The 20,150-nt window shown below is 72.3% G+C and carries 16 protein-coding genes; 10 read left to right on the forward strand and 6 right to left on the reverse strand.

Annotated elements, in window-relative coordinates:
- Positions 1 to 113 precede the first annotated feature (113 nt).
- From ACFOYY_RS14295 to ACFOYY_RS14335, 9 genes are read left to right on the forward strand one after another with little or no spacing between them, the layout of a single operon-like run.
- A complete protein-coding gene (locus tag ACFOYY_RS14295; protein WP_352008894.1) occupies positions 114 to 458 on the forward strand; it encodes a CU044_2847 family protein in 345 nt (114 codons plus the stop codon).
- Positions 459 to 461: 3 nt separating this feature from the next.
- A complete protein-coding gene (locus ACFOYY_RS14300; RefSeq protein ID WP_386190014.1) occupies positions 462 to 2,342 on the forward strand; it encodes a TIR domain-containing protein in 1,881 nt (626 codons plus the stop codon).
- Positions 2,342 to 4,327 carry an SPFH domain-containing protein gene (locus ACFOYY_RS14305; RefSeq protein WP_386190015.1) on the forward strand — a complete coding sequence of 662 codons (1,986 nt, stop codon included), beginning with the start codon at positions 2,342 to 2,344 and terminating at the stop codon, positions 4,325 to 4,327. The genes ACFOYY_RS14300 and ACFOYY_RS14305 overlap by 1 nt, the downstream gene beginning before the upstream one ends.
- Positions 4,324 to 5,907, forward strand: coding sequence for an Hsp70 family protein (locus tag ACFOYY_RS14310; protein WP_386190016.1), 1,584 nt, complete (start codon positions 4,324 to 4,326; stop codon positions 5,905 to 5,907). Before ACFOYY_RS14305 ends, ACFOYY_RS14310 begins: the two co-directional genes overlap by 4 nt.
- 9 nt (positions 5,908 to 5,916) lie before the next feature.
- Positions 5,917 to 8,217, forward strand: coding sequence for a hypothetical protein (locus ACFOYY_RS14315; RefSeq protein ID WP_386190017.1), 2,301 nt, complete (start codon positions 5,917 to 5,919; stop codon positions 8,215 to 8,217).
- 3 nt (positions 8,218 to 8,220) lie between these two features.
- A complete protein-coding gene (locus ACFOYY_RS14320; RefSeq protein WP_386190018.1) occupies positions 8,221 to 9,423 on the forward strand; it encodes a hypothetical protein in 1,203 nt (400 codons plus the stop codon).
- A 4-nt stretch (positions 9,424 to 9,427) separates the two neighbouring features.
- Complete coding sequence (locus tag ACFOYY_RS14325; protein ID WP_386190019.1) at positions 9,428 to 11,635, forward strand: GAP1-N2 domain-containing protein; 2,208 nt, start codon at positions 9,428 to 9,430, stop codon at positions 11,633 to 11,635.
- Positions 11,636 to 11,638: 3 nt separating this feature from the next.
- Positions 11,639 to 13,315, forward strand: coding sequence for a TRAFAC clade GTPase domain-containing protein (locus ACFOYY_RS14330; protein WP_386190020.1), 1,677 nt, complete (start codon positions 11,639 to 11,641; stop codon positions 13,313 to 13,315).
- A 20-nt stretch (positions 13,316 to 13,335) separates the two neighbouring features.
- A complete protein-coding gene (locus tag ACFOYY_RS14335; protein ID WP_386190021.1) occupies positions 13,336 to 14,163 on the forward strand; it encodes a GNAT family N-acetyltransferase in 828 nt (275 codons plus the stop codon).
- Here ACFOYY_RS14335 and ACFOYY_RS14340 read toward each other — a convergent pair.
- Positions 14,091 to 14,318: a DUF397 domain-containing protein gene (locus ACFOYY_RS14340; RefSeq protein ID WP_352008885.1), complete on the reverse strand. Its 228-nt coding sequence runs from the start codon at positions 14,316 to 14,318 to the stop codon at positions 14,091 to 14,093. The two genes, ACFOYY_RS14335 and ACFOYY_RS14340, sit on opposite strands and share 73 nt — an antisense overlap.
- 18 nt (positions 14,319 to 14,336) lie before the next feature.
- A complete protein-coding gene (locus tag ACFOYY_RS14345) occupies positions 14,337 to 15,191 on the reverse strand; it encodes a helix-turn-helix domain-containing protein (RefSeq protein ID WP_386190022.1) in 855 nt (284 codons plus the stop codon).
- Positions 15,192 to 15,690: 499 nt separating this feature from the next.
- Here ACFOYY_RS14345 and ACFOYY_RS14350 point away from each other — a divergent pair, with 499 nt between their 5' ends.
- Positions 15,691 to 16,173: a Pycsar system effector family protein gene (locus ACFOYY_RS14350; RefSeq protein ID WP_352008883.1), complete on the forward strand. Its 483-nt coding sequence runs from the start codon at positions 15,691 to 15,693 to the stop codon at positions 16,171 to 16,173.
- Positions 16,174 to 16,184: 11 nt separating this feature from the next.
- Here the strand turns inward: ACFOYY_RS14350 and ACFOYY_RS14355 are convergent, their stop codons facing one another.
- The 4 genes from ACFOYY_RS14355 to ACFOYY_RS14370 all read right to left on the reverse strand — a co-directional run bounded on the left by ACFOYY_RS14355 (position 16,185) and on the right by ACFOYY_RS14370 (position 20,037).
- Positions 16,185 to 17,051, reverse strand: a complete 867-nt coding sequence (locus ACFOYY_RS14355) for a bile acid:sodium symporter (RefSeq protein WP_386190023.1) — start codon at positions 17,049 to 17,051, stop codon at positions 16,185 to 16,187.
- A gap of 25 nt (positions 17,052 to 17,076) precedes the next feature.
- On the reverse strand, positions 17,077 to 18,411 hold the full coding sequence (locus ACFOYY_RS14360) for a Dyp-type peroxidase (protein WP_386190024.1): 1,335 nt from the start codon (positions 18,409 to 18,411) through the stop codon (positions 17,077 to 17,079).
- Positions 18,408 to 19,436 carry a hypothetical protein gene (locus ACFOYY_RS14365; protein WP_386190025.1) on the reverse strand — a complete coding sequence of 343 codons (1,029 nt, stop codon included), beginning with the start codon at positions 19,434 to 19,436 and terminating at the stop codon, positions 18,408 to 18,410. Before ACFOYY_RS14365 ends, ACFOYY_RS14360 begins: the two co-directional genes overlap by 4 nt.
- A 67-nt stretch (positions 19,437 to 19,503) precedes the next feature.
- Complete coding sequence (locus tag ACFOYY_RS14370) at positions 19,504 to 20,037, reverse strand: hypothetical protein (RefSeq protein WP_352008879.1); 534 nt, start codon at positions 20,035 to 20,037, stop codon at positions 19,504 to 19,506.
- Positions 20,038 to 20,150: the final 113 nt, after the last annotated feature.

The raw sequence follows: 20,150 nt of genomic DNA on the forward strand, positions 1-20,150 counted from the left end.
AGTCGAGCAGCCCATATTCCTCTTTACGGAAATATTGATCTTGTTATATTTTGATATTAAGACCGGTATTCCTCGGGGGCGGGTCATCCAGTGACGGATACAGACGAGGACATATGGCCAAACAGCTCGTACGGTGGGAGATCGACGGCGGAACGGTGGTCGTCGAAACGGACGAGGAGTACGTCACGGACTGGGTCCCGGTCTCCTCGACCGGTGACCGGGTCATCTACGACGCGAGACAACGCTTCGAAGAGGCCCTCAAACACGTCAGGGGCGCGGCGGAGACCGCCCTGAGGACCTTCCGTGAGAGCGCGATCGGCCCGGACGAGGTCGAGGTCGAGTTCGGCGTGAAGCTGGGCACGGAGGCGGGGGCCGTCATCGCCAAGGCGTCCGTCGAGGGGAACCTCACCGTCAGGGTCAAGTGGTCGGGGACGCACAACCACGAGCACCGCGGATGAGCCGTGCTCACCACGTGGCGGGCCCGGATCACCGGGAAACGTGACCGGTCACTGGTCACGGGCGCGGGCGTCCTGGTGGACGCCGGGCACCTGCTGACCTGCGCGCACCTCGTGTGGGGCTGCTCGGACCTCACCGTCAGCTTCGTGCAGACGGGCCGGGGAGACCTCCAGAACATCCCCGTGGGCGTCTCGTACACGGGTCCCTGGCGGCGTCCCGGAGACCCCGGCGACATCGCCGTTCTCGAACTGCCCGAAAAGGTCGATCTCTCTCCGGCCAGGTTCTCTCTCCGGCCCGGCACCGCCGCCGAGTTGAACGCTCACGGTTTTCCGAGGGACGCGGGTCCTTTCGGATCGGTTCTCCGGCTACGGGTGACCTCCTCACACGGAATCGGTGAATGGCTGCACATCGAGGCCGCCACGGGTCACGCGGAGTTTCCCCGGGAGGGGTTCAGCGGTTCCGGCGTATACGAGGAAAACAGCGGCGAGGTCCTCGGCGTGATCTCGGACGCCTCACACGCCGAGAGCCGTCGCACCGGCCGCATGATTCCCGTCGAGACGATCCGCCGCCACTGGGAGGACATCGACGACCTCCTCGACCTCCCCTGGCTGTCCAGGGACGCGCGGGTCCGGCTGCGGGCGGTCGTCCACGGCGCCGGGACCGGCGCCGACCTCACGGAACTGGTCATGGGGACCTTCCCCGGCATTCCCCGGCCGAGGGACCTCCGCTCCCCGTGGGACGCCATCAGGTTCGTCGCCGAGGAGCTCCGCGCGGAACCTCACGGAGACGACCGGCTCACCAGGATCGTCACCGCCCTGTCCACGCGGCTGGCCGGCCCCGGTGTCCGGGCCGGGCTGCAGGAGTGGCTCAGGACCGCCCCGAGCTCTCCCCCGCCGGGGGAGGAGGCCACCGGTCCCGCCTTCTTCCTCTCCTCCTGCGCCGAGGACGCCGCCTACGCGGAGCGGCTCGGCGAGTACCTGCGTCTCCAGGGGGTGCCCGTGTGGCACGACGCCCATGTGAGGTGGGGCGACGACTCCGTCGAGGAGACCAGGCGGCGCATCTCCCAGGCCCTGGGCGTCATCGTGCTCGTCTCACCCGACGCCGAGAGATCCAGCCGGGTGATCGGAGAGGTCCTGGAGGGCCAGCGGCGCAACCGCAGGTTCTTCCCCGTCCTCCTGCGCGGGGAACCCCTCTACATCCTCGGCGCCACCCGGCACTGTGACGCCCGCGACGGCGCGATGCCCGGCGAGGACTACCTGCGCGTCCTGCGGGAGGTCCGTGACGCGGCCACCGGGACGGCTCCCCCGCCACCCGCAGAACCGCCTCGGAGAACACCGTCCTGGGAGGCACCGCCTCGAAGGACACCGCCCAGGGCGCCGATCCCGGTTCCACACGTCACCGGCAGGGCCTCGGTAAGGAAACTCACCTCCCTCCTGGACGGCGGCGGCCTCGAACACGCCGACATCTGGACGACGACCCTTCTCCTCGACGCCGCCGGACGTCTCGGGGACGGCTGGATGCGCCGGCTCGACGGAGAGCTCCTGCCGTACGGCCTGCTGGAGGAGGTGGACGCGGTCTGGGCCCGCTCCATGGGCGGGACGCAGGGGTTCGGGGCGCAGCTGGCCCGCTACGGCGGCCCTCCCCCGGGTACGCCCGCCGGGCACGCCGGTGACTTCTTCGCACTGGCCGACGCCCTCGGCTGGCGCAGGGGCCGTCAGGCGACACCGAGATACGGGGAGTTCGTGCCGCCGGAGCCGCTCCCCGCGGGTTTCTTCCCCACGCTGCGCAACCCGCAGCTCGAACACCACCGAGGCTGGCACGACCAGTGGAGGCAGACGGCGATGGCGGTCCATCTACGACTGAGGAAGATGAGAGGGCGGCGATGATGTCCGGGCTCGTCGTCAAGCTCTCCAAGGGAGAGATCGGCATCGTCCGCCGCAGGGTCGGCCGGATACACCCGGAGGACGAGGGCCGCGAGATCCGCGTCCAGGAGACCTCCCCGGGCGTCCAGGCGGCGGTCCTGCAGTCGGACCGCATCCACGTGCTGCCGGGTGTCCTGTACGAGGTCACGGTGGTCAGGCGGACCGAGGTGCCGCTCGGGACGATCGGCGTCGTCGTGGCCAGGGACGGCGCCCCGCCCTCCCCCGTCAGGAACCTCGCCCCGCACGTCGAGTGCCGTGACTTCCAGGACGGCGTGGCGTTCCTGCGCAACGGCGGAACGCGGGGCAGGCAGCCCGGAGTCCTGCGGGGCGGCGCCTCCTACGCCATCAACACGGAGCTGTTCGAAGTGATCACCGTGAACACCCCCGTGGAGGGCAGGCACGGCCTCACCGACGACGACCTCAGGGAGATCACCATTCCGGAGGGCACCACCGGGGTCGTGGTGGTCCGTGAGGGCGAACCCGCGGGAGAGGAGGAGGGGGCGCTCGGCCGCCGGGTGCCGGGGCACGCGAGCTTCCAGCTCCCCACGGTCTTCCTGGACGGCGGGGGACAGCGGGGGGTGCAGGAGGAGACCCTCGGCGGCGGCGACTACCGGATCAACCCCTGGTTCGCCAGGGTCGTGCAGATCCCCACCCGGGTCCTCGTCCTCGACTGGAAGAGGCCGGAGCAGAAACGGCCGACCAACCTGGACTCCTCACTGGACCAGATCCGGATCAACGTCGAGGGCTACTGGGTGCGCTTCGACATGAGCCAGACCATCCAGATCCCGGCCAGGGCCGCCCCCGTGCTGGTCAGCCGGGTCGGCGAGCAGAAGACCGCCCAGGACGACCCCCCGGTGCGGCGGTTCATCGACAAGGTCCTGGCCCAGACGGTCGAGAGCTACTTCCAGCGCGCGGCGGCGGGCCGCCTGACCCTCGACTTCCTCGACAGTCCCGAGCCGATCCGGCTCGAACTCGCCGGGCAGGTGCGCGAGGCGCTCGGCGACTGGCAGGTCACCGCGATCAGCACCACCATCGGCGAGTTCGAGCCCGAGGACACGACCATCCACGAGCTGCGCAAGGCCAACGTCGAGGCGCGCACCCGGAAGCAGCGGCTCCAGCACGAGAACGAGAACGCCGACATCGAGGAGGAGATCAAACGGAAGCGGATCAGGACCGAGCGGGAACGCCGCAGGCTGGAGGCCGTCATCCTTGAGGAGCAGGTCCGGCTCCTCGGCGCCGACCACGTCGCCATGGAGCGGTTCATGTCCCACCTCAAGGAGATAGGCGTGCCGACCTACGTCGGCGGCAACGCGGAGGGAATCCTGCAGTACATGCCGCTCCAGGTCGCGCAGGAGGTGATCAGCACCGCGCTGAACGGCCCACGGCGGCCGGAGATCGCCCGGGGACCGTCGGGAGGCCGCGTCGAGGCCGAGTTGAAGCGGGCCCTGACCGACCAGCGCTCGGCGTTGCTGGCCGACATGGGCGGTGAGCCGCCCCTCGAACAGCGCGTCGTCCTCTGTCTCGGGCGGGAGGACGACCACGCCGACGTCCGGGACGCCCTCGACCGGTTCGTCCGGTCCTGCGGATGGACCGTCGCCGGGGAGTCCGAGCCCGTCACCGACCCGTGGTTCCAGACGGTCACGATCAGGGCGGCGGACGCGGGCAGGGCCGCCACCTCCGAGGAGCTGGAGGCCGAGCTGCGCCGCGCCACGGACCGGGAGGCCCCCGGCTCGGACCTCGCGGCGGAGCTGGTCGAGGTCCTGGAGGGCACGACGCCGGCCGTACTGCTCGTCGGGCCGGTCCTGCTCGCCGCGGCCGGCGGGGAGCACGCCGTGCTCCGCCTGGGGCACCGGCAGCTCAGCCACCTCATCCGCAGGCCCGGCCGGCTGCTCACCGAGCCGCTTGCCGTCGTCGCGGAACTCCGCGCAAGCAGCGGGGGCGCCGGATGACCGCCTACGGCATCGACCTCGGAACCACCTACTCCTGCATCGCCCGGGTGGACGAGACCGGCAGGCCCACGGTGCTGCGCAGTCTGGAGGGCACCGACACCGTCCCGTCCGTGGTGTTCTTCGAGTCGGCGGACAACGTGGTGGTCGGCGCGGCCGCCAGGGACGGCTCCGTCCTGGAACCCGGCCTGGCGGTCAGCCTGATCAAGCGGGAGATGGCGCACGGCACCCCGCACAGGAGACACGGCAGGACCTACACCCCCGAGGAGATCTCGGCGTTCATCCTCAGGAAACTGGCCGAGGACGCCCAGGTCGCGACCGGGGAGGCCGTGCGCGACGTGGTGATCACCGTCCCGGCCGACTTCGGCGCGGCCGAGCGCGACGCCACCCGCAAGGCAGGCGAGATCGCCGGGCTCACCGTCGTGGACATCATCTCCGAGCCCGTGGCCGCCGCCATCACCTACGGTCTGCTCAACCCGGAACTCGACCGCACGATCCTCGTCTACGACCTGGGCGGCGGCACCTTCGACACCACGGTCATCACGCTCAGGGGCGGGAGCATCAAGGTGGTCTGCACCGACGGCCACCGCGAGCTGGGCGGCACCGACTGGGACGAACGGCTGATGGAGCACCTCGTCGAGGAGTTCACCCTGGAGCACCCCGACGTCGGCAGTCCGCTGGACGACCCGCAGGCCGAACAACAGCTCCGGGTCGACGCCGAGGCCCTGAAGAGGACCCTCTCGTCAAGGAACCGGCACGTCGTGCGGGTCGCCCACGAGGGCAGGGTCGCCAGGGTCGAGTTCACCAGGGAGACCCTTGAGGAGCTGACCAGGGACCTTCTCGACCGCACCGTGGAGATCACCAGGCGGACGATGGAGACGGCGGCGGCCAAGGGGGTGCGCGACTACGACCAGTTCATCCTGGTGGGCGGCTCCACGAAGATGCCCGCCGTCGCCGAGGCTCTGCGGCGGGCGTTCGGGGTCCCGGTCCTGATCCAGGACCCCGACCTCGCGGTCGCCAAGGGGGCCGCGCTGTACGCCTTCGAGGAGACCTACCGGCGCCTGCTGCGCTCGGGCGACCACGCCGGGGCCGAGGCGGTCGCCGCCCAGGCCGGGCTGACGGCGGAGCGGCGGGAGCTGATCGAGAACACGACGATCAGGACGGTCGCCTCCCGAGGCTTCGGCATCGTCCTGACCGGCGGAAGCGGCGAGACACCGCACGTGCTCCACCTCGTGCACGCCAACGACCCCCTGCCCACGTCCGTGACGGAGGAGTTCTACACCGTCGTCCCCGACCAGGCCGTGGTCACCGTCGAGATCGTGGAGCAGGCGGGAGCCGCCGAGTCGCCGCGCCTCGACGACAACGTCAGGATCGCCACCGGGCAGCTGCCGATCCCGCCGGGCAAGCCGAGGGGCTGGCCGATCGAGGTCGCCTTCGACCTGGACTCCTCGGGCCTGCTGCACGTGACCGCCAGGGAACGGGAGACCGGCGAACGGCTCGACCTGCGGGTCCAGATAGGAGGCATGTCCGAGGAGAAGGTCGCGGAGTCCCGCACATGGCTGTCCCAGGTGCGGGTCGGCTAGGCGGCCCCGATGGCCTTCGACCACGACCGGTACGTCGAGGAGGTCCTCGAACCCGCCCGCCGCCCCGGTGGCGCCCTCCCCGACGATCCGCGTGCGCGCTACCGGGTGGACGAGACGATGAGCGCCGCCGAGGTCACCGAGACCGTCAGGCGGGTACGGCAGAGCTGGCGGCTGGCCAGGGGGCAGCTGAAGTTCAAACGGCTCGTCAACCGGCTTGAGGCCGACGACCAGGGGAGATACCGGGAGATCTTCTCCGCGGCCGAACGGGGGGATCTCGGCCCGCTGCGCACGGCCCTGGCGGAGACGGCGGAGCACGCGGCCAGGCGGCGCGCGGACGCCGAGGAGCGTCTGCGGGCCGCCGCGGGCCGCCTGCGCCTGGTCCTTCCCGACGTCGTGGAACGCATCGCGCGGGACACCGGACTCGGGGCGGAGGAGACCCTCGCGCTGTGCGGCGAGCTCAGGATCGAGGCGCGCGAGCCCGACCGGCTGCCGCAGGCCCCGCCGTACGCGGGCTACGGCGAGGTCCGCGCGGCCCTCGACACGCTGGGCGAACGGCATCTGGCGCGTTTCGTGTTCGGTGACGCCTGCCGGGATACGCGGGTGCTCGGCGGCTTCTCCCTGCCGGACGGGACACCGCTCGGCGGTGACGCCCTCGAAGGGGTGCGGGCGAGGTGGGCGGCCGAGCCGAGGGGGACGCTGACGACCCAGGCCGAGACTGTGCTGACCGCGCTGGGCGCCGTGCCCGACCCGGCTGAGCTGGTGCGTCACGACCTCGTGACCCGGGTGCGGGAGCGGGCCCGCGAACACGCCGACGACGGCACCCTCGTGCGGTACGCCGTCGGCCGTCTCGGCCTGGCCCTCGACGAGGCGCGCAGGCTGGTCTTCGCGGTCCGGCACGAGAGCCGCTACGGCGGCGCGCCGGGTGACACGGCGGCCCGGCTCAAGGAGCTGATCGACGGAGGGGACGTCGTCGGCGCCGTCGATCTCGCGCGGACCCTCGACGTGGCCGCGATCGCCGGAGAGGTCGGCGACCTGGTGGCCGAGGCCCAGACCAGGCTGGACACGGCCGTGCGCCTGAGGGACGAGGCCGTACGGGACGGCACGGACCCCGACCGGGCCTGGCTGATGCTGCGGGACGCGCTGGCGAGCGTGCCCGGCCTGCCGGAGGCCGGGGAGCTCCAGGCGAGGCTGGCCCCGCACCCGGCCGGGTCGGTCACGGCCGAGGCGTGCGCGGAGGGCGTCCTGGTCTCATGGGAGCCCTCGGCGTCCAGGGTCGGGGAGATCGGCTACGAGGTGCGCAGGAACGGCGTCCCGCTGGCCGTCGTCGCCGGATGTTCCCTCCTCGACGAGGCCCCCGCCGTCGACACCGCCCTGCGCTACGAGGTGGTCGCCCGCCGGGGCGAGGCCGCCGCCGCGCCCTCGGGCGCCGAACCACTCCTCCTGCGCCCGGAGGCGGTCCGCGCGTTCGCCCTCGAACCCGACCCCGAGGAGCCGGGGGCGTTCCTCGTGCGCTGCCAGGCGCCCACGACCGGCGTCCTGGAGATCGTCGCCCTGCCGGGTGAGCCGCCCTGGCCGCCGGGAACGACGGTCCCGGTGGCCGGCCTGCGCGCGGCGAGTCGTACCGTGCCCTCCTCCCCGCACCGGGACGGCCTGACGGTCCGGCCCGCCGGGGTCGGCGCCGTCCTGCTCGCGGTGACCGTCTTGGGCGGTCTGGCCACGATCGGCGGCCACCGTGAGCACGTGAGCCTGCCGCCCGTCGCCGGTCTCACCGCCGAACGCCGGGGCGAGGTCGTGTACGTGGGGTTCGCCTGGCCGTCCGAGGTGAGCGAGGCGCTGGTGCGCTGGAACGGCCGGGAGCGGATCGTCTCCTCCGCGCTCTACCGCGGCCGGGGCGGCGTCCGGCTGACCGTCCCCGAGGACGAGGAGCTGACCGTCGAGGTGGCCCCGGCCCTGTTCCTTGAGGGGGGACACGTCTTCGGGCCGGTGTCCTCCGTACGGCTGCCCGCCAGGCCGCCGGTGCGCTACGACGTGATGTGGCAGGGACCGCCCTGGCGGCGCCGCCTGGTGCTCACGTTCACCTGCGAACGCCCCGTACGGCTGGCACGCCTGTCTCTCGTGCTGCGGCGGGGCCGCGTCCAGCCCGTTTCCGCCGCCGACGGCGTCGTCCTGGCCGAGTGGAGCGACCTGGAGGTCCCGGTCACTCTGGAGGCGCCGGGGCCCGGCCGGGCGGGGCCGTACTGGCTGCGCTGTTTCGCCGAGGGCGAGGCCGAACTCGTCGATCCGCCGGTGCGGCGGCTGAGGGTGAGGTGAGCCGTGGTCACCTGTCCGCACTGCTTCGCGAGGCTGCGTCCCGGCCGGATCGAGTTCCGGTGCGTCGGAGCCTCGGGGCGCAGGGGAGGTTGCGACCCCGAGCCCGACGAGGTCCTGGCCCGCCATCTCGGCTCGTCCTCGGGGGTCTCGCTGCCTCCCGCGTTCGCGGTGCCCCGTCCCGGGAGCCGGGCCGAATGTCCCCGTTGTCACCGGCCGACCGGCCGCCGGGTCTGCCCCCGGTGCCACGGCCCGCTGCCCGCGGAGTACTGCCGGCGGCCGGGAAGAATCGTCGCCCTGGTGGGGGCGAAGGGCTCGGGGAAGAGCACCTACCTCACCGTCCTGCTGCACGAACTGGCCAACCAGGTCGGCGAGGAGCTGAACACCACCCTCATGGGCTGCGACGAACGGACCATCGAACGCTACCGGCGTGACTTCGCCCGCCCGCTCTACGAGGAGAACCGGCTGCTCGGCGCGACCCGCTCGGCGGAGACCGACCCCGGTGGGCCCCTGGTCTATCTGCTGTCCAGGACCGTCTGGTCGTTCGACCGCGCGGTGCGGCTGTTCGGGCGGGAGTTCCGGATCAGGTGGGACAGGACGCGCTCGCTGGCGCTGGTCCTGTTCGACGCGGCGGGTGAGGACCTGCGCAGCCGCGACCGCAGTGAGCTGTACCTGTCCTACCTCGGCGCGGTGGACGGCGTCGTCGTCCTCCTCGACCCGCTCGGGCTTCCCGGCGCGGGCCCCCCGGTGAACGGCGACCCCGGCGACGACCCCCTCGACGTGCTCGCCAGGGTCACCGAACTGCTGCGCGAACGGCACCGTTCGGGGTGGCTCTCGGGGTGGTTCCCGCGGCGGCTGCGGATCCCGGTGGCGGTGGCGCTCAGCAAGATCGACGCGCTGCGGCCCGAGTTCGGCCGCCAGTCGGCCCTGCACCGCGCCCGGCCCCGCACCGGCCGTCTCGACCTCGACGACCGGGAGGCGGTGCACGAGCAGGTGCGGGCGCTGCTCGACCGGTGGCAGGCGGGCGCGATCGACCGGTATCTGGGCCAGCACTACACCGGCCACGCGCTGTTCGGGCTTTCCGCCCTCGGCGGGGAGCCCGACCTGGGGACCGGTAGGGTCGGGCCGGGAGGCGTGCGCCCCTACCGGGTCGAGGATCCGCTGCTGTGGCTGCTGTACCGGTTCGGCATGCTGCGCGCGGGGCGGTGAGGCGGTGGCCTGGCAGCTGCACTACACCTCGGTGGCGGCGGGCCCGACGGGCCGGGCGGGGTTCCAGTTCGTCGCGGAGACACCGGGGCTGCCCGAGGGCCTGCGGTCGCGTGTCGCCCCTCTGCTGACCTACCGGCCGCCGCCCGGCGCCCCGCTCGCCCCGACCGAGCGGGAGGCGTCGCGTTTCCCCGTCGCGCTGACCTACGACCTCCTCGGCTCCCACCGGGTGCTGACCCGCTGCGTCCATCTCGGCCGGGACTACTCGGGGCGCCACGGCAACTTCCTCGGGCACGCCCTGGTGGTCTCCCCCGGCGAGCTGACCGGCCTGAGACCGGTGGAGCTGTGGCGGGCCCCCTTCTGGAAGGACTCCCCGGAGACGGCTCTGCCCGAGCTGACCGAGATCGTCCCCGGCGGCACGGCCGACCCCGAATCCCTCGGGGAGTGGCTCGCGGGCCAGGGCGACGGCGGTTACGCCCGGCTCGGTTTCCTGCTGGAGACGACGGTGCGGGCCCTGACCCGAGGGCACGGGCGGCTGGTCCTGGTGGCCGGGGACGTCGAGGAGATCGTCCGGTGGATCACCGTGATCTCCTACTCGCTGCCGCAGGCCGTCGCCCTCGGCCTGTCGTTCGCCACCTACAGCGCCGATCCGGCGGCGGCCTCGCAGATCATCGTGGGGACCACGCCGGACGTCTGGCTCCCCTCCGACCTGGACGCCGAGGTGGTCGATCTCACCCGGCCCGCGGCCGGCTCCGGGACCGGCCGCCTGGCCCGTACGGTCGTGGACCGCTGGCGGCGGATGGACATGGCCGCGCTGGACGGCATGGCCGAGCTGGGCCGTACCGACCCCGAGGCCGCCGCGGCCCTCGTGGCCTTCTGCGACGGCGACGTCACCGTCACCCGCGCCGAGCAGCTGGACGCGGCACGTCTGCTGGAGGCCGGTCTTCCCGCCTGGGTGTGGCGGGCGTTGGAGGGCGCCGCCGGCCGGATGGAGTACGAGCTCGCCGCCGCCGCGAGCGCGACCGGCCCGCCGGACACGGCCGACCGCTGCGCGGCCCGGTGCGTGGCGCTGGCCCTGCGGGACCCCGAGCTGCCGTTGCCCGCCGTACGGCTGCGCGCGGCGACCCGCCGGGCGCTCGAACCCCGGGTGCGGGACGCGCTGGGCGGGGCGGAGAGCCTGACCGGTCTCGCCGCCGTGGCGCTGCTCGCCGTCGAGGCGGGGCTGGCCGTACCGGGGCGCGACCTGGAACGCCGGGCCGCCGCGCTCGTCCGTGCCGGGGCGGGTGATCTCCGGCGTGCCGCGGGGCGGATGCCGTACGGCTGGCGCGGCAGGCTTGTCGAGGGCGCGCTCGCCGGGCTGGAGACGGCGCCCGAGGAGGTGCGGGCCCGGCTGCTGACCGACGAGGTCTGCGACCTGCTCGCGCCCGCCGACCTGACACGCGCCCCGCGTACCGGAGCGGCCGTCCTCAACCGCCTGGTGCGGCGCGGCGCGCTCGGCCGGATCGACGCGACGGAACGGCTGGTACGGCTGGCGCCGGAACCCGGACGTGACACGGTGCTGCGCGAGATCTGGGCCGGGCCGCCGACGCCTGCCGAGTGCGGGGCGCTCGCGGAACGGCTGGGCGCCTCGGCCGGGGTCTCCCCGGTCCTGGCGGAGCTGCCGGGGCGCGCGTTCCTCAGCGGCGGGCCGCGGGAGGAGACGGCCAGGCTGGCGAGACTGGTGACGTCGACCGCTCCCGCCGGGAGCGCCGAGCTGGTGGTCGTCGTCGCGGAGATCTCCGGCGCGGTCCGGCCCGGTGACCTGGCCGGACCGCTCGAAAGGCTCCTCGACGCCAGGGAGACCGCCGGTCCCGAGCTGCGCGGGGCCGTGGCGAAGGCGGTGCTGGGAGTCCTGGACGCCAGAGGGCCCGAGTTCCGGGCGAAGGTCGTCATGACCGCCTCCCGCCGGGCCGCCGCGTGGCTGGTCGACCTGTGGCTGAGACGCGTCAGGTCGCGGGAGGAGCAGGCGAGGCTCCTGGAGGTCACGGTCAGGCTGCGGCTGGGCGGGGCCGGATCAGAACGGCTCGACGCGTGGGCGCGCGGGTCGCCCCTGGGCTCCGTGCGGGCCAGGTTCGCCCACGACCCCGACCTCCTGCGGGGCTACGAGGAGCTGGTGCGCCCGCGAACCGCCCTGTGGGAACGCCTGCGTCCCCGGCTGGTGTGGAAGCGGGAGTGAGCCGTGTCGATCTGGGTCGTGATCGCGGTCGTCGTGTTCCCCTTCCTCGCCGGCGCCGGGCCTGCGCTGGCGGTCACGGTCCTCACCGCCGCCGGGTACCACGTCCACCGGTCCTGCCGGGTGCTGCTCTCCCGTACGGCCGCCACGGTTCCCCGCCCCGGCGGCCAGGGCGGGGATCCCGCCTACCGGATCTACGCGCTGCGGCAGATATGGCGTGACTGGGCGGCGCTGGACAGGGCGAGCCGCCCGGTCGTCGTCGCCAGGGCCGGGGCCGTCCGGGACTGGGTCGGGCAGCGGTGGCGGGAACGGCCGCAGGTGTACTTCCTGTTCCCGCTGTGGCTCGGCGTCGAGACGGGCGTCGTGCTGGGCATGGTCGTGCTCGCCTTCGCCCTGGCCGTGTCGTTCGCGGCGTACGCGCTGGTCGCGGGCGTGGCCCTGCTGGTGTGGCTGCCCTGCGTCCTGGTGCTGCGCGGCCTGGACCTGGCCTTCACCGCCGCCCACCGGGTCCTGCAGGTCTGCCAGAACGCCGACTGCTACGAACGGCTGACGCTTCCCGAGTACGCCTGCCCCTCCTGCGGGGAACGGCACCGGCGGCTGCGCCCCAACGGGGACGGCGCGTTCCGGCACGTGTGCGTGTGCGGCGCCCGGCTCCCCACGACGATCCTCCTCGGCAGATACCGGCTGGCGGGGTACTGCCCCGGGTGCGGCAGGCCGCTGTCACCGAGGACGGGACGGGCCAGGGCCGAGCCGCTGCCGTTCGTCGGCGGCCCCGACGCGGGTAAGACGACGTTCATGACGCTGGCGATCGCCGCGCTGCACGCCGCGGTCGAGGCGAACGGCGGGCGGGCGAGCTTCGTGACCCGTCAGGACGGCCTCGCCTTCACCCGCCACCGGGACGAGATGCGGCAGGGCAGGGTGTCCAAGACGCCCACTCCCCTGCCGATGGCCATGACGCTGGACGTCTCGCTTCCCACCGGGTCCCGCAGGGGGAACCGGATCATGTACCTGTTCGACCCCTCCGGCGAGCACTACACGGGGGCGGCCGCGGTCGAGGCGATGGGCTACCTGACGCACGGGGAGCGGATGGTCCTGGTCGTCGACCCGTTCGCACTGCCACTCGTACGGGGCGGCCTGACCACGGCCGAACGCGACATGCTCACCGCGGCCGGGGTCTCCTTCTCCTCGGAGGACCCGGCCGACACCTTCCAGCGGGTACGCAACGAGCTCGCCTCCCGTCCCGGCGGGGGAGGGCAGCGGCGGGTCGCGGTCGTCGTCAGCAAGGCCGACCTGCTGGTGCGGACGGGCGTCGGCCGGGGGGCCGGCCCGGGAGACGGTGAGGTGTCCGGCTGGCTCCGCACGATGGGCATGGGGAACATGGTCAGGGAGCTGTCCTCCACGGCGGGCGAGACCCGCTACCTGGCGTCGGGCCTTCCCTCCGACGCCGTGGCCGTCGCCCGGCTGGTCGCCTGGCTGGTCGACCTGCCGCTGGCCGTACCGGACGAGCTGCCCGAGGGGCGCCCGGTGACCGCCGATCCCCGCAGGCCGTGGCGGGTGTCACCGCGCCGGGACGGCCTCGTGCCGGTCGGTTACGTGGCCGCCCGGCGGGCCGTCCTCGCCGTCTCGATCCTCCTGCCCTGCGCCCTGGCCGCCATCGCGATCTCGGCCCTCATGTCCGGGTAACGTCGGGGAGAATGCCTTTCATGTCCCAGGCGACGTTACGCACCGGCCGCATCCTTCTCGTCCCGCTGGCCGACGAGCACCTTGAGGACGAGGTGGAGCTCGACTCCGACCCCGAGGTCATGCGTTATCTCGAAGGCCGGGCCCGTACCCGCGAGGAGGTCGAGCGCTTCCACCGGAAACGGCTCGCCGCCGCGGACCGGGTGCCGGGCCTGGGGTTCTGGGCCGGTTCCGTGGACGGGCGGTTCGTCGGCTGGTGGATCCTCGAACCACCGCAGCGGGCCGACCAGGGTCCGGTCGAGGGGCAGGCCGAGCTCGGCTACCGCCTCCTGCGCCGTCACTGGCGTCAGGGCCTGGCCAGCGAGGGCGCACGGGAGTTGCTCCGGCACGGCTTCGAGGATCTCGGGCTGAACCGTGTCTTCGCCGAGACGATGGCGGTCAACGCCGCCTCCCGCGCGACGATGGCCTCGGTCGGCATGCGGCACGTCCGCACGTTCCACCTGGAGTGGGAGGAGCCGCTTCCCGGCAGCGAGTACGGCGAGGTCGAGACGCGATCACCCGGCAGGAGTGGCTCAGGAGTTCCACGAGGCCTTGACGTCCGCGACGGAACCGATCCGGGTGACGCGGCGACGTCCCGGGTACGGCACCCGCGACCCGGCCGGCTGAAGGCCCGGCGCGTGACGGCCGCCGGGGACGTCGCCCGCGCCGTGCCGCCCGGCCGGGTCCTTCGTCTCCCGGGAGCCCGGCCAGGGCGAGGGGCGCCGCCGTCAGGCACCGGTCAGGAGACCGGGAAGTCGAATTCACCGTCCTTGACGCCGCCGACGAACGCCTGCCATTCGGCACGGGTGTAGACGATCACCTCGGCGTCGCGGCGACGGCTGTGCCGCACCGCCACCCGGCCGCTGCCGTCCGCCAGCGGTCCGGCCTCCACACACTGACCGCCGGTGTCGGGGCTCTTCGAGCTGATGTGCCAGGCGACACCCGACAGTTCCTCGGGGGTGATCATCTGCTTCTCCCTGTCGTCTCATTTGAATCGGTCGACCGCGTTCTTGACAACGGTCGCGGAATCATCCGGGGTAAGCGCGGCGTTCAGCAGCGAATCGTATGCCTGGATGAAGTTTTCGGCACCGTCCGCCTCGGTGTAGACGGCCCCTGCCTTGGTCTCCACGTATGTCACGTCGGAGTAGGGCTCGGGCATGCGGAAAACCGTGAAGGCGCCGTCCACTCCGGCGTGCGCCCCGATCGCGAACGGCAGGACCTGAAGGGTCACATTCGGCCTGGAGACGGCCGCGAAAAGGTGCTCCAGCTGAGCACGCATCACATTCGGGCCGCCGACCGCCCGGTGAAGCACGCCCTCGTCGAGGACGATCATCAGCTTCGGCGGCGCCTCCCCGTCGAGCACGTCCTGCCGGGCCATCCGGAACGCGATCCACTGCTCGACCTGACGGGCGGAGGCCCCCGTGGCCCCCGCCGTGATGATCGCCGAGGCGTAGTCACGGGTCTGGAGGAGGCCGGGGACGACCATCGCCGCGTAGGAGTAGACGGCCCTGGCCCGGGCCTCCAGCCAGGCATGGTCGAGCATGCCGCCGAGGGAGTCGGCCGAGAAGCCGTCCCACCAGCCCTTGCGCCAGATGTCACGGCTGAGCTGTTCGAGCCCGTCGCGGATCCGCTCGTCGTCGATCTCGTACAGGTTGAGCAGGGCCATGACGTCGGACACCCGGGCCGGGATGATGCCCGACTCAAGGCGGCTGATGGTCGCCGCGTCACGCTGGAGATGGTCACCCGCCTGCCTGAGCGTCAGCCCGGCCGCGTCGCGGTACTCCTTCAGGTGCTTTCCGAGCCACTGCGCCCGCAGCGTCGGCCCTCTCTTCGCGGCCATCTCACTCTCCTTTGCGACCGTTTCCCCTTATGGGACCAATTCCAGGTAAATGCGGATATTCTCAACTGCCTTTTTTCGTAAGCTTGCGCTTTTGTGAAGGCAATGTCACGCTACCACCGCACCAACGGTCACGCTCAGCATTGACATGGGAGCGTAAAGGAACCTCCACGGCGTTCCATCCGTCATTCACACCCGGCGCCGGCCGGGCCGGGAGGCGAGGCTCCAGGAATGACCGCCCGCCTGCCGATCCGGTGAAGCCATACACACGCCCCGAGGAGTCCGTGACGAATCAGGGCCGTCACGTTTCATTCCCTGGGCGGCACGAACGCTTTACCACGACGTTGACATCACCCGCTTCGCCCCCTCCTACAGTGGTTGGAACCCGGCGTACGCCCGTTCGCGCCCCCGGAGCCAGGCGGAGAAAAGGGGAGGCATGACCCACGAACCGGTGACATCCAGTGGCCACTCCGGGAACGGCAGCCGCGCGGGACACGCATCCATGTCCCCGCTCCTCAGGGAACGGCTCGACGCCGCCGTCGTCTCCGCCCGCGCCGAGCTGATCAGCGCGAGCGAGAAGAGAGCGGGCCTGCTGCTGTCATGGGCGGGCGTCGCCTACGGCGTGCTCGTCACCCTCATCCTCACCGGCCCGGCCCGCTTCCCCGGCATCGGGCGTTTCGGTGTCGTCCTGGCCCTGATCCTGCTGACCGTGGCGGTCACACTGATCCTGTTCACCATCCGCCCGCTGTCCCCCAGACGCGGCGGGCTGCGGGTCCTCGGCTACGCCGACGTGCCGACACCACAGGCCCTGATCGAGCGGATGAACACCGAGACCTCGGACTACGAGCTGTTCCTGGCGACCGACGCCCTGTGGATCGCCCGGGTCGCCCGCACCAAGCACCGCAACCTGCGCTGGTCCGTCGATCTGATCGTCGCCGGCATCGTCACCATGACGGTCATGGTCTTCCTGGAGCGCCTGCTCTGACCTCCGGTTCCTCAGGTGAGGTCGCCTCGCCGGTGACCGAGCACCGCGGCGATCGGCAGGACCGCCACCAGGCCGCTGATCAGCACCGCGGCGAGCGCTCCCAGGATGGCCTGCGCGTCGTCGAAGGCGATCCCGACGGCGGCCAGCGGAGGCCCCACGTTGCGCACCGCCGTGACGCACCCCATGGTGGTACGGCGCGCGGACGGCCCGGTGGCCAGCAGGGTTCCGGCGGCGAACGCGGCCACGGCCAGGACGAACCCCGCGAGCAGGGTGCGCGAGCCCAGCAGCGCGACGACGTCGTGCCAGCTGCCCAGCAGCATGCCGGCCAGCACCATCAGGAACGTCACGTTCGACACCAGGGCGGCGACCGGGTGCCACGAACGCGCCGTGGAGCGCGCGCAGTGACGCACCACCAGCCCCACGGCGAACGGCACCAGTTGCAGGACGGCCACGGTCCGCACCAGCGCGGCGACGTCCAGGGAGATCCTGGCGCCGACGTCGGCCACACTGAGGACGGCCGTGCTCATCGGGCCGAAGGTGAGGCTCGCCACCGCGGCCAGCAGCACCTGCGTCGCCGTACCCGCGCTCACATCCCCCTTCTGCACCACGCTCAGCTTCGCCCCGAACGGCCCGCCCGGGGAGGCCGCGACCAGGATCAGGGCGATGAAACCCGCGGTGGGCAGGGAGAACAGCGCCGCGAGACCCCAGCCGAGCAACGGGACGGCCACCAGGTTGGCCAGCAGGGCCAGTGCGAGCAACCGCAGGTCGGTGAAGACCGCCCGCAAGGCGGACAACGTGGTCGCCAGGCCCCCGGCGAACATGGTGACCGCGATGAAGATCACGGTGATCGCGTTGAACAGTGGCTGCAGCGCGTTCATGGAACCTCCGGCCCTGCGCCGTGCGTCAGCCGCCGAGTTCGCCCAGCCAGCGCAGGGCACTCAGCGAGGGCATGAAGCAGTACTCACCGCCGCGTGTGACCACGAACCGTGGCAGTCCCCTCAGGCAGCGCCGCAGCGGCCTGCGGGGAATCGTGAAGTCGCCGGAGCCGTCACCGGAGCCGACGACCGGGTCGCGCGCGCCGCCCGCGCCGAAGAAGACGCCGTCGTTCATCCACTCGGACTGGACGAACTCGAACTGCCTGCCGAGATGCGCCCCGATGAAGGCGAACATCAGCCCGCGGTCGGCCCCGTCGTCCTCCAGCACCCCTTCGGGCAGCGGCGGGCCGTAGGCGGTGCCGCGCCGGATCATCCGGTGCAGCCTCGGCACGCCCGCCACCGCCGCGTCGCGGGGATTGCCCCTGCGGATGTGACAGCCGCCGGGAGTGGTGAACCCCGCCGGGTCGTCCCGCTCGTAGCCGAAGACGTTGTTACGGGACGGATCGGCGCCCAGAGCGGGATCGTCGCGGCCGGGGCTGAGCGCCAGCGGGGCGCCGCTGCGCCAGCGGCCCATGATCTTCGCCGCCAGCCACTCCTCGTCCGCCGGATCGGCCGCGTTGTCACGCAGGTAACGCCGGAACGCGGCGACGCGCTGGTGAAGCTTGCGGAAGACCGCGTAGCTGCCGTTGCGCCCCAGCACCTCGGGCTGCGGGATCTGGAGACCACCCAGCTCGTCGGGGTAGCCGAGCACGAACTCCCCGGCCCTGAGCGGCGTCTCCAGGCTGTTGGACCCGGCGATGCCGCTGCCCTCGACGGCCGGGTGGCTGATGCCGTCGCGGTAGCCGAACGGCTCGGTCTCGGTCGACAGCGCGTGACAGTCCTGCCGCCAGATCGCCGTGACGCCCGGCAGGGCGTGGTAGGCGGGCCGGGCTCGGTCGAGGGCCGCCTCCAGCCGCGTGTCGTCGGGGGCGATGGCCACCAGCACCACGTGGACCTCGGAGGTGCCCAGCGGGGTCTCCCAGTTCTCCGGGGCACTCTCGCCGACGTCGCCCAGCGCGCGGGCGCGGGCGGCCATCCCCTGCCCGAACTCCCAGGAGAAGGTCTCCAGCGACTCCCTCGGCACCCCGAGCGCCGCCAGGCCGTGGTGGGTGAGCGCGACGCTGACCCAGGTCTCCCCCAGGGGGCTGGTCGTGTCGGCGGCCGAGGTGACCGCCGTGCTGAGGCGCCGCATCAGCTCCCGGCCGTGCGCGCGGTCGTCGATGCGGAACAGGACGTAGGTCGCCGCGTACGGGCTCGGCCGGGGGCTGAGCACCCCACGCTGGATGTCGTCGAGTTCGAGTACGGCCACCGCCCGCCCGGTCATGTCCCCCTCCGGTCCGTGACGATGTTCCGCCAGAAGGCGCGCAGGCTCTCGTCGCCGCCGAACAGCGAGCTGAAGACCGTGGAGTCGGCCAGCAGCACGTCACCGGCCCGGTCGCCGCCCGGGGGCATCCACAGGACCACGTCGAACTCGGTGTTGCCCTCCTCGGTGAAGGGGTGTGTCGGCCGGGTCAGGTCGATCGGCTGCCGGCCCAGCACACGGACGACGTCCGGGTCGTCGGTCGTCACGGCGTAGTGCGGCAGATGCATGTGGAAGTTGAGGGTGGTCACCCCCTCCAGCCATCCCGCGCCGTCCAGGTCCCGGGCGATGGTCAGGGGCGCGATCTGCTTGGGTCCGCTCACTGCGGGGCGCAGGCCGTAGCGGTTCTCCACCGGGATGCCGAGTTCTCCCATCAGGGAGCGCAGGTAGCGGGCGAAGCGCTGCTGCCGGGGCACCAGGGGGTCACCGTGGTGGCGGTGTTCCCTCTCACGGACGGCCAGGTCGTCGGAGGCCCCGACGTCGTGGTGCGGCCCCAGCACCAGGCGGGTCCCCTCCCGGGCGAGGAAGGCCCGAACGGCCTCGACCTCCTCGGGCGCCGGTTCCTGCCCGGTGATCATGTGGTCCAGCCCGAACACCAGCAGGGTGTCGGTGTCGGCCAGCACCCGCTCGTCCAGCGGGGTGGGGAAGCCCGCCTGGTCGAGGCGCTGGTACACCGGCACCGGGTGCCCGGTGGCCTCCTCGGCGAACCGCTGGAACGGCAGCCAGCCCCAGAAGAACAGCTCAAGGGATCCGGCGACACCCTGCTGGAAGCGCAGCGGGTCGGACCACTTCGGATCCTCGTAGGCGGGCCAGGCCGTCCGCCGGACCTCGGTCATCGTGGAGAAGCGGTTGTCCAGTTCGGCCGGGTTCCTGCCCGCCTCCGCCGGATAGCTCCACGAGACGTAGACGCTCACCCGCCGCCCACCGGGGGTGTACGGACGCGGCACGTGGTTCTGGTTGTAGGTGCGTGCGGTCGCTGACCGGCTCATCTCGTCTCCCCTGTACGGCGGGACACGCGTGGCGCCCGGCCCGCCCTGGCGGCTCACGGCTCGGATCTCACTGCATCTGGTCGAGCATCTCCGACAGGGCGCTCTTGATCCGCAGCGCCTTCTTGATCTCGTCGGCGGTGACGTAGGGGTACTCCCCGTACTCGATGAAGCTCGGGCAGTGGTGCTCGCGGACGAACCTGACGAACGCCTCGGGGTTGGTCCGCCAGTCCTCGGGGAAGCCCTCAAGGTTCTCGAAGGCCGTGCTCACCCCCGACATGGTGAACAGCGCGACGGCGTCCTCGGTGTACTTGTCGAAGTCGGTGTCGAAGATCCCCTGGTACATGAAACGCGTGTCGTCGTCGAAGAGCACCCAGCGCAGGTAGTGCAGTTTGAGCGGGGCCAGCAGGTGCGGGTCGGCCTCCAGCGCCCTGGCCAGGGTGTGGCCGTGGTCCCTGATCGCCTCGGCCCGCCCCGGTTTGACGTCGGCGATGATCGTGAACCCGTAGCACGCCGGGGTCCTCGGGAAGACGGGGCCGTACTTACCCTGTTCGAGATGGTCGGTCTCCTTGGGGATGACGACCGCCCGAGGAATGATGTCCATGCCCGCTCCCCTTGTCACTCGGTCAGAGGGGAAGCAGGCGAAGCTGCCTGACCTGCAGAATTATCCCATGCCCTGGTCCGGGGACGGCGCCCGCCGTACGGGTTGCGCGGCGG

The organism is Streptosporangium jomthongense (assembly GCF_042650425.1).
Taxonomy (GTDB): Bacteria; Actinomycetota; Actinomycetes; order Streptosporangiales; family Streptosporangiaceae; genus Streptosporangium.

Excerpts from the sequence above, each read along its gene's own strand:
- ACFOYY_RS14370 (WP_352008879.1), bottom strand. The coding sequence starts at position 20,037 with ATGGACATCATTCCTCGGGCGGTCGTCATCCCCAAGGAGACCGACCAT.
- ACFOYY_RS14335 (WP_386190021.1), top strand. The coding sequence starts at position 13,336 with ATGTCCCAGGCGACGTTACGCACCGGCCGCATCCTTCTCGTCCCGCTG.
- ACFOYY_RS14365 (WP_386190025.1), bottom strand. The coding sequence starts at position 19,436 with ATGAGCCGGTCAGCGACCGCACGCACCTACAACCAGAACCACGTGCCG.
- ACFOYY_RS14295 (WP_352008894.1), top strand. The coding sequence starts at position 114 with ATGGCCAAACAGCTCGTACGGTGGGAGATCGACGGCGGAACGGTGGTC.
- ACFOYY_RS14360 (WP_386190024.1), bottom strand. The coding sequence starts at position 18,411 with ATGACCGGGCGGGCGGTGGCCGTACTCGAACTCGACGACATCCAGCGT.
- ACFOYY_RS14310 (WP_386190016.1), top strand. The coding sequence starts at position 4,324 with ATGACCGCCTACGGCATCGACCTCGGAACCACCTACTCCTGCATCGCC.
- ACFOYY_RS14355 (WP_386190023.1), bottom strand. The coding sequence starts at position 17,051 with ATGAACGCGCTGCAGCCACTGTTCAACGCGATCACCGTGATCTTCATC.
- ACFOYY_RS14315 (WP_386190017.1), top strand. The coding sequence starts at position 5,917 with ATGGCCTTCGACCACGACCGGTACGTCGAGGAGGTCCTCGAACCCGCC.
- ACFOYY_RS14340 (WP_352008885.1), bottom strand. The coding sequence starts at position 14,318 with ATGATCACCCCCGAGGAACTGTCGGGTGTCGCCTGGCACATCAGCTCG.
- ACFOYY_RS14305 (WP_386190015.1), top strand. The coding sequence starts at position 2,342 with ATGTCCGGGCTCGTCGTCAAGCTCTCCAAGGGAGAGATCGGCATCGTC.
- ACFOYY_RS14350 (WP_352008883.1), top strand. The coding sequence starts at position 15,691 with ATGTCCCCGCTCCTCAGGGAACGGCTCGACGCCGCCGTCGTCTCCGCC.
- ACFOYY_RS14345 (WP_386190022.1), bottom strand. The coding sequence starts at position 15,191 with ATGGCCGCGAAGAGAGGGCCGACGCTGCGGGCGCAGTGGCTCGGAAAG.